Consider the following 10,937-nt stretch of genomic DNA (forward strand, 5'->3'; position numbering starts at 1 on the left):
CCTCCGCTCCGGTCGCGATATGACAGGCTTCTCGCCCGAATTCCCTGGAATATCGCGACCGGAACCGTAAGCAAGGACGCTGACATGACACACCGCGACGACATGACCCTGACCTCCTCGGGCTTCTACGTCTCCCAGGAGGCGCCGATCCGCTCGGACAACCCCATCGCGACGCCGCAGAGCTCGCCTCCGGACATCCTGCGCTGCGCCTACATGGAGCTCGTGGTCACCGACCTCGCCGCGTCGCGCCAGTTCTACGTCGACGTCCTGGGTCTGTACGTGACCGCGGAGGACGACGAGGCGATCTACCTGCGCTCGACCGAGGAGTTCATCCACCACAACCTCGTCTTGCGAAAGGGGCCTATCGCCGCCGTCGCCGCGTTCTCGTACCGCGTCCGCACGCCGGAGGACCTCGACCGCGCCGTCGAGTTCTACACCGAGCTGGGCTGCGACGTGCGCCGCAAGGAGGGCGGCTTCGTGAAGGGGATCGGAGACTCGGTGCGTGTGGTCGACCCCCTCGGCTTCCCGTACGAGTTCTTCTACGCCACCGAGCACGTCGAGCGGATGTCGTGGCGGTACGACCTGCACATCCCCGGCGAGCTGGTGCGGCTCGACCACTTCAACCAGGTCACCCCCGACGTGCCGCGCGCCGTCGGCTTCATGCAGGACCTCGGCTTCCGCGTCACGGAGGACATCCAGGACGAGGAGGGCACGGTCTACGCCGCCTGGATGCGCCGCAAGCCCACCGTGCACGACACGGCCATGACCGGCGGCGACGGACCCCGCATGCACCACGTGTGCTTCGCGACGCACGAGAAGCACAACATCCTCGCGATCTGCGACAAGCTCGGAGCTCTGCGCCGTTCCGACTCGATCGAGCGCGGTCCCGGCCGTCACGGCGTGAGCAACGCGTTCTACCTCTACCTGCGCGACCCCGACGGGCACCGCGTCGAGGTGTACACGCAGGACTACTACACCGGCGACCCCGACAACCCGGTCATCACCTGGGACGTGCACGACAACCAGCGCCGCGACTGGTGGGGCAACCCCGTCGTCCCGTCCTGGTACACGGATGCGTCTCTGGTGCTCGACCTCGACGGCAACCCGCAGCCCGTGGTCGCCCGCACCGACTCCAGCGAGATGGCAGTGACCATCGGTGCCGACGGCTTCTCCTACACGCGAGCGGAAGACGACAAGGACATGCCCGAGTACAAGCAGGGCGAGTACAAGCTCGGCCACCAGCTCTAGGAGGATCCGATGCTGCCAGAGGAGACGATCGCCGCGATCGCCGCAGAACTCGCCGATGCCGACCGCGCGCACAGCGTGATCCCGCGCATCACGGCGCGGTACCCCGAAGCCACGGTCGAGGATTCCTACGCGATCCAGGGCGTCTGGAGGGACTCGCAGATCGCTGCGGGACGTCGACTCGTGGGGCGCAAGATCGGCCTGACCTCCAAGGCCATGCAGCAGGCGACGGGGATCACCGAACCGGACTACGGCGTCATGTTCGACGACACCGTGTACGAGTCCGGCGCCGCGATCCCCGTCGACCACTTCTCGAACGTGCGCATCGAGGTCGAGCTGGCCTTCGTGCTGAAGACGCCGCTCGAGGGGCCGGACTGCACTCTCGAGGACGCTCTCGCGGCGATCGACTACGCGGTGCCGGCGCTCGAGGTGCTGAACTCGCACATCGAGCTCGAGGGCCGGACGATCGTCGACACCATCAGCGACAACGCCGCCTACGGGGCGATGGTGCTCGGCACGGTGCACAAGCGTCCGGACGAGATCGATCTGCGCTGGGTGCCCGGCGTGCTCTCCCGCAACGGAGAGATCGAGGAGACCGGTGTCGCCGCCGGGGTGCTCGGGCATCCGGCCACCGGAGTGGCATGGCTCGCGAACAAGTTCCACCAGCACGGCGCGCGTCTCGAAGCGGGCGAGATCATCCTGGCAGGATCGTTCACACGCCCGATGTGGGTGTCGCGCGGCGACGAGGTGCTGTGCGATTACGGACCGATGGGAACAATCGCATGCCGCTTCGTCTAGCTCCGTCCTTCCGCGAGCAGTTGGCCGACTCCGACCGATCGCTCGTGGGGATGTGGGTCTGCTCCGGCAGCCCGCTGCTCGCCGAGGTCGCCGCGGGGTCGGGTCTCGACTGGCTGCTGATCGACATGGAGCACTCGGCGAACACGCTGGAGTCCGTGCTGGTGCAGCTTCAGGCGGTCGCCGCCTACCCGATCGCTCCCCTCGTGCGGGTGCCGTCGAATGACACCGTCGCGATCAAGCAGGTCCTCGACCTCGGGGCGCAGAACCTCATCGTCCCGATGGTGTCCTCCGCTGAAGAGGCACGCACCGCCGTCGCCGCGACCCGGTACCCGCCGGAGGGCGTGCGCGGAGTGGGCAGCGCTCTGGCCCGCAGCGCCCGCTGGAATCGCGTCGACCGGTATCTGCAGGAATCCGCGCAGCACGTGTCGTTGACGGTGCAGATCGAGACGGCTGCGGGCGTCGAAGCCGCCGCCGACATCGCCGCGGTCGACGGGGTGGACGCGGTGTTCGTCGGTCCATCCGACCTCTCCGCGTCGATGGGATTGCTCGGCCAGCAGACCCACCCCGAGGTCACGGCCGCTGTCGAGAGGGTCTTCACCGCCGTCAAGGCTGCGGGCAAGGCCGTGGGTGTGAACGCCTTCGACCCCACGGCCGCCGATGCCTATCTCGCGGCGGGCGCCGACTTCGTGGCGGTCGGAGCCGACGTGGCGCTGCTCGCCCGAGCCTCCGAGGCCCTGGCCGCCCGCTTCATCGCCGTGGATGCCGCCGACCGCGCCAGCTACTGACCGTTCGAATCGCGCGCATCGTCGTATCCAGGTCCTGGATGCACCCCTTTGCGCGATTCGAAGGGCTACAGGCCGTGGCAGGATAGCCCGGTGCACAGAGGCGAGGTCGTGAGGTGATCCGCGGGCTCGCCGCGATGCAGGACCGCAACTTCCGCTGGTTCTTCCTGGCGCGCGCCATCACGATGATCGCCGGCTCGATGTCGTCGATCGCGCTCGCGTTCGCGGTCCTCGAGATCGACAACGACGCCAGGTCGCTGTCGTTCGTGCTCGCCGCCTTCACCATCAGCAACATCGTGTTCGTGCTGTTCGGTGGAGTGATCGCCGACCGTCTCCCCCGTGCGCTGATCATCCAGGCCTGCTACGTGGTCGACATCCTCTCGAGCGGCACGATCGCGGCTCTGCTGTTCACCGGCACCGCCACGATCCCCCTGCTCATCGTGCTGTCGATCGTGAACGGCGCCTCCACGGCGTTCGTGCTGCCCGCGATGCAGGGCATCATCCCGCAGCTGACGACGCCGGAGCACCTGCAGCAGGCGAACGCGATGCTGTCCTTCGTGCGGTCCGCCGTGACCATCGGCGGCCCGATCATCGCGGGCGTCCTGGTGGCGACGGCAGGGCCGGCGTGGGCGATGGTGGTGCAGGCCGCCGGCTGGGTGATCGCGATCCCGGTGCTGGCGCTCGTGAAGCTCCCGCCGCCATCTCACGCGGGCGGCACCACGATGTTCCACGACCTCCGCATCGGCTGGCGGGAGTTCTGGAGCCGGTCGTGGCTGTGGACGATCGTGCTGGCGTTCATGATCATGAACGCCATCCATGTGGGCGCGTGGGGCGTCGTCGGTCCGTACATCGCCAAGAACAACGACCTGCTGGGCATCACCGGCTGGGGATGGGTGGTCAGCGCCGAAGGCGTCGGGGTGCTGCTGATGACCCTGCTGCTGATGTGGTTCCCGCTGCGACGACCGCTGCGCTACGGGATGATCGGCATGGCCGCGTTCGCGATCCCCGTCACGATGCTGGGCGTCCACCCCGCCGTGGTCCTGCTCGCCATGGCCGCCTTCATCGCGGGTGCCGGCGCCGAGGTGTTCAGCACCGGCTGGAACCTCGCGATGATGGAGAACATCCCCGGCGAGAAGCTCTCCCGGGTGTCGAGCTACGACATGCTCGGGAGCTTCGTCGTGATGCCGATCGGAACCCTGGTCTACGGCTGGCTGATCACGCACGCGGATCCGGCGACCGTTCTGATCACGTCAGGGGCGGTCTACGCGGGTGTCGCGCTCGTCACGCTCGCGGTGCCGAGCGTGTGGCGGATGGGCAGGCCGCAATCCGCGACGCTCCCCGTATGAGCGAGCGGATTCATAGCATCGACCGCGAGACTGTGGGCATGACCTTCGCCGCGCTCCAGCCCCTCGCCGATCGTGCCGCTCTCTTCGTCGCACTCCGTCAGGACGCCCTGTCCGCCGCTGCCGACGCCCTCGGCGAGCACCGCTGGGACGCCGACCTGGCCGCCGGCACGATCACCTTCACGTCCGACGCGGATCCGTCTCGCCAGCTGGTCGCCCGCGCCCACCTGATCGCGACGATCGCGCCGGGCCCCCGCTCTCTCCTCTGGGCCTGGGCGCATCCGAGCGGCGACCCGCAGGGCGTCGCGGGTCAGCTGCACGCCTATGGCAGCGAGCACGGGATCACAGAACTGACGACGGCGGAGGTGCCGTTCCCCGACGGCGTGTCCGGCGACGACGCGTGGATCGCTCAGGCTGCGCACACGATCGGCGGTGTCGCCGTCGAGCTCACTGGCCGCTCCCCGTACTACTCCGCCCCGGTCGGCAACGGAACCCGCGCCGTGTTCCTCCTCGATGCCCCGCTCGCACCGCTCACGGTCGCGGATGCGGTCATCGCACTGCCCCGTGTCCTCTCCGCCACGGCACTCCCCGACGCGCGCACGGCGGTCTGGGACCTCGCGCGTCTCGCGGGGTGGACCCTCACCTGGACGGACGAGGCGTTCTCCGGGGCGACGGTGTCGGATGCCACGGGAACCGCGAGCTTCCGCTTCGACGAGCAGGCCCGCATCAGCGGGATCGAGAGCACCCTGCAGACCCAGGGGTGATCGCTCCCTGAGGTGTGGGATTCTGGTCGCATGAAGAACGGAATCGTCCGGTTCGCCGCGCTCTACGTGTTCAACGTCGCGGTCCTGTTGCTGATCGGTCTGCTGCTGCCGGGCGTCTCCGTCGGCCTCAACGCCCTGTGGGCATCGGTCGTCCTGACTCTCGCCGCCCTGTTCGTGAAGCCCCTGCTCGCCGGGGCCTTCCGCAGATCGGCGGCGAAATCGGCGGCCGAGCGCACGAAGACCGGCGAGAAGATCGTGCAGTATGTGCTGGTGTACCTCGTCGAACTCATCATCTGGGTGCTCACGGTCTGGCTGAGCGGTGTGCGCGCTTCCGGGTTCTGGGCATTCGTGCTGCCGCCCCTGGCGCTGCTGTTCGGGTGGATGATCTACGACCAGATCGACGATCGCCTGCGGGCGAAGGCCGGCGAGATCTACGAGTCGGTGCAGGCGAGGATGAAGGGCGGGACGAAGACCGCGCCCTCCGCCGCCGCGCCCGTCCCCGAGACCCCCGAGACCCGAGCCGCACGTGACGAGCTCGGAGACGGTCTGACGGCCGAGCAGCGTCGGATGCTCGACGAGCTGGGCTGATTCGACCCCGCTCCGCGAAGACGAGAGGCGCCCATCCTCCAGGATGGGCGCTTCTCGTTTCGAGTTCGGTCGTCGTCAGAGCGACCGCTCCGCGGCCTCCACGACGTTCGTCATGAGCAGGGCGACCGTCATGGGGCCGACGCCGCCCGGGTTCGGGGAGATGTACCCCGCGACCTCGGCCACATCCGGTGCGACGTCGCCGAACACGAGGCTCTTGCCGGTGTCGGGGTCGGTCTCGCGCGTCACGCCCACGTCGAGCACGGCGGCTCCGGGCTTGACGTCTTCCGCGCGGATCAGGTGCTTCACCCCGGCGGCGGCGACGATCACGTCGGCTTCACGCAGGTACTTCGGCATGTCGACGGTGCCGGTGTGGGTGAGTGTGACGGTGGCGTTGAGGTCGCGGCGGGTCAGCAGCAGGCCGATGGAGCGACCGATGGTCACCCCGCGTCCGACCACCACGACGTGCTTGCCCTTGAGGTCGTAGTCGTTGCGCAGCAGCAGCTCGATCACACCGCGCGGCGTGCACGGCAGCGGGGTGTGGATCGGGCTGTTGACGTTCAGCACCAGCCGACCGAGGTTGGTCGGGTGCAGGCCGTCCGCGTCCTTCGCCGGGTCGATCCGCTCGAGGATCGCGTCCGTGTCGATGTGCTTCGGCAGGGGCAGCTGCACGATGTAGCCGTGGCAGGCGGGGTCGGCGTTGAGCTCGTCGATCAGGGCCTCGACGTCGGCCTGCGTCGCATCGGCGGGCAGTTCACGCTGGATCGAGTTCATGCCGATCGCCTCGGACTGCCGGTGCTTCATGCCCACGTACAGCTGCGACGCCGGATCGGCACCCACGAGCACCGTCGCGATTCCCGGCGTGATCCCCTTGCTCTTCAGCTCGGCGACACGCTCGGTGAGCTCGGCACGGATCGCCGCAGAGGCCGCCTTCCCATCGAGGATCTTCGCGGTCATGTCTTCTTCCTTCTTTCCCTGTCGTGTCCTGTTCCTGCTCACCTTGCCCCCTCGCCCCACTCGGCCCGTCGAGTGCACCGGTACTCGGCGAGTGCACGGCCGGTTCGCGTGAACGAGCCGTGCACTCGGCGATATCGCGTGCACTCGCGGAGCGAGGAGCGAGAGGTGCTACTGCTGCAGGTCGGGGTAGAGCGGGAAAGCGGCGGCGAGGGCGTCCACGCGCGCGCGGAGGGCCTCGATATCGGCACCGGGGAGCAGCGCGAGCGCGATGATGTCGGCCACCTCTGTGAACTCGGCATCACCGAAGCCGCGGGTCGCGAGCGCGGGCGTACCGATGCGCAGACCCGAGGTCACCATCGGCGGACGCGGGTCGTTCGGCACGGCGTTGCGGTTCACCGTGATGTGGATGTCGTGCAGGAGGTCCTCGGCCTGCTTGCCGTCGATCTCGGCGTCGCGCAGGTCGACGAGCACGAGGTGCACGTCGGTTCCGCCTGAGCGCACGGCGATGCCGGCGTCCTGAACGTCCTGCTGCGACAGACGCTCGGCGATGAGCTTCGCACCGCGGAGCACGCGCTCCTGGCGCTCCTTGAACTCCGGCGTGCCTGCGAGCTTGAAGGCGGTCGCCTTCGCGGCGATCACGTGCATGAGCGGCCCGCCCTGCTGTCCAGGGAACACCGCGGTGTTGATCTTCTTGGCGAGCTCGGCGTCGTTGGTGAGGATGAAGCCGGAGCGCGGTCCGCCGATGGTCTTGTGCACGGTCGACGAGACCACGTGCGCGTGAGGAACCGGGTTCGGGTGCAGACCTGCGGCGACGAGGCCGGCGAAGTGCGCCATGTCGACCCAGAGCAGCGCCCCGACCTCGTCGGCGATCGCACGGAACGCCGCGAAGTCCATCGTGCGCGGGTAGGCGGACCAGCCGGCGATGATCACCTTGGGCTTGTGCTCGATCGCGAGACGACGCACCTCGTCCATGTCGATCGTCGAGGTCTCAGGGTCGACCCCGTAGGCGACGATGTCGTAGAGACGACCGGAGAAGTTGATCTTCATGCCGTGCGTGAGGTGGCCGCCCTGGTCGAGCGACAGGCCGAGCAGGGTGTCGCCGGGGCGGGCGATCGCGTGCAGCACAGCGGCGTTCGCGGATGCACCTGAGTGCGGCTGGACGTTCGCGAACTCCGCGCCGAACAGGCTCTTGGCGCGAGAGATGGCGAGCTCCTCAGCCACGTCGACCTCTTCGCAGCCGCCGTAATAGCGACGACCGGGGTAGCCCTCTGCGTACTTGTTGGTGAGCACGGAGCCCTGCGACTGCAGCACCGAGACGGGCACGAAGTTCTCCGATGCGATCATCTCGAGGAAGGTCTGCTGACGCTTCAGCTCGCGGTCGAGCACCTGGGCGATCTCGGGATCGACCTCGGAGAGCGGGGCGTTGAAGTAACGGTCGGTCATGACGTGCTCCTTTTGACGACGGATTCGAAAGGGGTGTTCCTATCGGCCCAGGCGCGCGGTCGAATTCCGTGGTCAGTCGCTCCCCGGTGGTAGTCCACCCAGACGCCAGTCGCGACGGTTACGAGCATAGCCGATCAGAGCCGGCGCGCACGTTGCTGATCCGGCCATCGTCGCAGAATCGATTCGATCTCGACCATTCCCCTCGACGACACCGACGGGTAGGTTTTGTTCATGGTCCTTCCTCATCCTCTCCCTCTGGTCCCCGCACCCGTTTCGGCCGTCCCGCGCGAAGGACGGATGCCGATCACCGCGACGACGCGTGTTCTCGGCTCCTCCCCTGCTGCCGACCAGCTGATCGAGGCGGTCGAGCGTCGCAGCGGTATCCGCCTGTCGCTCGCGGACGAGGCGCCCGCCGACATCGAGCTGCTGATCGATGCGACCTCTTCCGCACCCGAGGGGTACACACTCGAGGTCGGCGAGCGGGCTGTCGTCGTGGGTGCCGACGAGGCGGGACTGTTCTACGGCGTGCAGACACTGCTGCAGCTGCTGCGCCAGGACGAGTCCGGCTGGGGCCTGCTCGGCGCGGACGTCGCGGATTCCCCCCGCTTCCCGCGGCGCGGAGTCATGCTCGACGTGGCGCGTCACTTCTTCGGCGTCGACGACGTCAAGCGGTTCATCGACAGCACCAGCGCCCTCAAGTTCAACCACCTGCACCTGCACCTCAGCGACGACCAGGGGTGGCGCGTGCACATCGACTCCTGGCCCCTGCTGACCGAGCGGGCATCCCTCACCTCGGCGGACGGCGACCCCGGCGGCTTCTACACGAAGGACGACTACCGCGAGATCGTGAGATACGCCGCCTCGCGTCACATGATCGTCATCCCCGAGATCGACCTTCCCGGCCACACCCACGCGATCGGCGTCGCCTACCCCGAGCTCGTCGAGGCACCCGTGCTGAACGACAACCTGATCGCGGAGTCGGAGCGGCTCGGCCAGCCCCTCCCCGTCGCCGGTGAGACCTACCTGGGGTGGGGGGTCGGCCACTCCAGCGTGCGCATCCACGATGAGCGCACCTACGACTTCGTGCGCGACGTCGTGCGTGAGCTCGCCGAGATGACCCCTGGCCCCTACATCCACATCGGCGGCGACGAGTCCCTCGGAACACCTCAAGCCGACTTCGATCTCTTCGCGGAGCGCGCGACCGCGATCGTCGTGGAAGCCGGCAGGATCCCGGTGGCCTGGCACGAGATGGGCTCGGCGGCGCACATCGCCGAGGGCACGGTCGGACAGTACTGGGGGAAGACCACCCCCGGGGGCACACACGCCGAGGAGGCCGCCCACTTCGTCGAGCGCGGCGGCGCCCTGATCATGTCGGCGGCGGACGTCACGTATCTCGACATGAAGTACACCGAGGACTTCCCGCTGGGCCTCACCTGGGCAGCGATCATCGATGTGCGCTCCGCCTACGAGTGGGAACCCACCGACGTCCTCGACGTGCCGGACAGCGCGATCCTCGGCATCGAGGCTCCACTGTGGTCGGAGACCACCCGCACGCTCGACGAGGTCGAACAGCTGGTCTTTCCTCGCGCGGCCGCACAGGCCGAGGTCGCCTGGTCGCCGAGAGAGGCACCGGAACGCGCGTGGGAGTCGTTCCGCGTGCGCGTCGGGTCGCTCGCCCCGTTGTGGAAGGCTGAGGGGGTCGACTTCCACCCCGCAGACGAGATCCCCTGGAGCGCACGTTGAGCACCCACTCCTCCGCGACCGGTTCGCTGGTCATCCACTCCGCACGGATCGTCGACCACGGCGACATCGTCGAGGACGGCTGGGTCCGTATCGACGACGGCATCGTGACCGAGCGCGGGACCGGTCCGGGGTGGGCGTCCGTGGATGAGGTCGTCGACGCGACGGCCGTCGCCGGTGCCGGTGCTCTGCTCACCCCGGGATTCGTCGACATCCACGGCCACGGCGGCGCCGGCGCGGCGTTCGACGACGGGGCGGAGGCGATCCGCATCGGCCGCGATCTGCACCGGGAGCACGGTACGACCCGCGCCGTCGTGTCGCTGGTCACGGCGTCGCTGGATTCGCTCGCCCGCAGCGTCGGGCTGATCGCCGACCTGACCGAGACGGATGCCGACATCCTGGGCTCGCACCTCGAGGGTCCGTTCCTCGACCCCGGTCACCACGGTGCGCACGAACCGTCACTGCTGCGCCATCCGACGACCGCCGACGTCGCGCGACTGCTGGACGCCGGACGTGGCACCATCCGCCAGGTCACGATCGCTCCCGAACTTCCAGGCGGGCTCGACGCGATCAGGCAGATCGTCGCAGCCGGTTCGGCGGCTGCGGTCGGGCACACCGACGCGGACGCGAGCATGGCGGTCGCGGCGTTCGAGGCCGGCGCTTCCATCCTCACGCACGCGTTCAACGCGATGCCGGGCATCCATCACCGTGCCCCCGGACCTGTGCTCGCCGCGGCGGCAGACCACCGTGTGGTCCTCGAGGCGATCGCCGACAACGTCCACCTCGACCCGCACGTCATCAAGCTGGTGTTCGACTCCGCGCCGGGACGAGTGGCGCTGATCACGGACGCGATGGCGGCCGCAGGAAGCGCCGACGGCCACTACGACCTCGGCGCGGTGAGCGTGACGGTCGAGAACGGAGTCGCGAGAGCCGATGACACCGGGTCGATCGCCGGCTCCACGCTGACGCAGGATGTGGCTCTGCAGCGCGCCGTGCAGGCAGGGGCGAGCCTGGCGGAAGCCGTCCGGGCTCTCACCGAGACCCCGGCGCGTGCGATCGGGCGCGACGCCTTCCTGGGAAGACTCAGTCCCGGGATGCTCGGCGACGCCGTGCTGCTGGATGCGGAACTGCGCGTCGCGCGCGTGTGGTCAGGACCACGGCTGCTCGTCTGAGACGGCGCCGCGCGCGACGCGCAGCTCTGCGCTCTCCGGTCATGCATTGGTGGGGTGGGAGGCCGCCGTTCCCCAGATCGGCGGCCTCGTTCCCCCTCGTGAGACAGG

10 protein-coding genes and 1 riboswitch are annotated in these 10,937 nt (G+C 68.7%); of the genes, 8 read left to right on the forward strand and 2 right to left on the reverse strand.

Annotated features, from left to right (window positions below; translation table 11 throughout):
* Positions 1 to 84 precede the first annotated feature (84 nt).
* The 6 genes from hpaD (at position 85) to MOX01_RS14300 (ending at position 5,520) form a co-directional block, all read left to right on the forward strand.
* Positions 85 to 1,248 (forward strand): 3,4-dihydroxyphenylacetate 2,3-dioxygenase, encoded by a 1,164-nt coding sequence (gene hpaD, locus MOX01_RS14275; RefSeq protein ID WP_046748845.1) that lies wholly within the window; start codon positions 85 to 87, stop codon positions 1,246 to 1,248.
* Positions 1,249 to 1,257: 9 nt separating this feature from the next.
* Positions 1,258 to 2,043, forward strand: a complete 786-nt coding sequence (locus tag MOX01_RS14280) for a 2-keto-4-pentenoate hydratase (protein WP_127011907.1) — start codon at positions 1,258 to 1,260, stop codon at positions 2,041 to 2,043.
* A complete protein-coding gene (locus MOX01_RS14285; protein ID WP_046748843.1) occupies positions 2,028 to 2,828 on the forward strand; it encodes an HpcH/HpaI aldolase family protein in 801 nt (266 codons plus the stop codon). Before MOX01_RS14280 ends, MOX01_RS14285 begins: the two co-directional genes overlap by 16 nt.
* A gap of 113 nt (positions 2,829 to 2,941) precedes the next feature.
* Entirely contained in the window at positions 2,942 to 4,171 is a 1,230-nt protein-coding gene (locus MOX01_RS14290; protein WP_141370257.1) for an MFS transporter, read from the forward strand.
* Positions 4,172 to 4,209: 38 nt separating this feature from the next.
* The gene (locus tag MOX01_RS14295) at positions 4,210 to 4,932 is read left to right on the forward strand and encodes a DUF6882 domain-containing protein (RefSeq protein ID WP_046748842.1); all 723 of its coding nucleotides are present in this window, start codon (positions 4,210 to 4,212) and stop codon (positions 4,930 to 4,932) included.
* Positions 4,933 to 4,962: 30 nt separating this feature from the next.
* Positions 4,963 to 5,520: a hypothetical protein gene (locus MOX01_RS14300; protein WP_058632501.1), complete on the forward strand. Its 558-nt coding sequence runs from the start codon at positions 4,963 to 4,965 to the stop codon at positions 5,518 to 5,520.
* Positions 5,521 to 5,595: 75 nt separating this feature from the next.
* Here MOX01_RS14300 and MOX01_RS14305 read toward each other — a convergent pair whose 3' ends face one another.
* Positions 5,596 to 6,474, reverse strand: a complete 879-nt coding sequence (locus tag MOX01_RS14305; RefSeq protein ID WP_046748840.1) for a bifunctional methylenetetrahydrofolate dehydrogenase/methenyltetrahydrofolate cyclohydrolase — start codon at positions 6,472 to 6,474, stop codon at positions 5,596 to 5,598.
* Positions 6,475 to 6,642: 168 nt separating this feature from the next.
* A complete protein-coding gene (gene glyA / locus MOX01_RS14310) occupies positions 6,643 to 7,917 on the reverse strand; it encodes a serine hydroxymethyltransferase (RefSeq protein WP_046748839.1) in 1,275 nt (424 codons plus the stop codon).
* 38 nt (positions 7,918 to 7,955) lie between these two features.
* Positions 7,956 to 8,040: riboswitch (ZMP/ZTP riboswitch) on the reverse strand.
* A 108-nt stretch (positions 8,041 to 8,148) separates the two neighbouring features.
* Between glyA and MOX01_RS14315 the strand changes: the two genes are divergently transcribed.
* Both MOX01_RS14315 and nagA read left to right on the forward strand, forming a co-directional pair.
* Positions 8,149 to 9,660 (forward strand): beta-N-acetylhexosaminidase, encoded by a 1,512-nt coding sequence (locus MOX01_RS14315; protein ID WP_141370259.1) that lies wholly within the window; start codon positions 8,149 to 8,151, stop codon positions 9,658 to 9,660.
* Positions 9,657 to 10,829 carry an N-acetylglucosamine-6-phosphate deacetylase gene (gene nagA / locus MOX01_RS14320; protein WP_141370261.1) on the forward strand — a complete coding sequence of 391 codons (1,173 nt, stop codon included), beginning with the start codon at positions 9,657 to 9,659 and terminating at the stop codon, positions 10,827 to 10,829. Before MOX01_RS14315 ends, nagA begins: the two co-directional genes overlap by 4 nt.
* Positions 10,830 to 10,937 lie beyond the last annotated feature (108 nt).

This window comes from Microbacterium oxydans, from assembly GCF_006540085.1.
Classification (GTDB): Bacteria; Actinomycetota; Actinomycetes; order Actinomycetales; family Microbacteriaceae; genus Microbacterium; species Microbacterium oxydans.

Coding starts and splice junctions, on each gene's coding strand:
- hpaD (WP_046748845.1), top strand. CDS start 85: ATGACACACCGCGACGACATGACCCTGACCTCCTCGGGCTTCTACGTC.
- MOX01_RS14280 (WP_127011907.1), top strand. CDS start 1,258: ATGCTGCCAGAGGAGACGATCGCCGCGATCGCCGCAGAACTCGCCGAT.
- MOX01_RS14285 (WP_046748843.1), top strand. CDS start 2,028: ATGCCGCTTCGTCTAGCTCCGTCCTTCCGCGAGCAGTTGGCCGACTCC.
- MOX01_RS14295 (WP_046748842.1), top strand. CDS start 4,210: ATGACCTTCGCCGCGCTCCAGCCCCTCGCCGATCGTGCCGCTCTCTTC.
- MOX01_RS14300 (WP_058632501.1), top strand. CDS start 4,963: ATGAAGAACGGAATCGTCCGGTTCGCCGCGCTCTACGTGTTCAACGTC.
- MOX01_RS14305 (WP_046748840.1), bottom strand. CDS start 6,474: ATGACCGCGAAGATCCTCGATGGGAAGGCGGCCTCTGCGGCGATCCGT.
- glyA (WP_046748839.1), bottom strand. CDS start 7,917: ATGACCGACCGTTACTTCAACGCCCCGCTCTCCGAGGTCGATCCCGAG.
- MOX01_RS14315 (WP_141370259.1), top strand. CDS start 8,149: ATGGTCCTTCCTCATCCTCTCCCTCTGGTCCCCGCACCCGTTTCGGCC.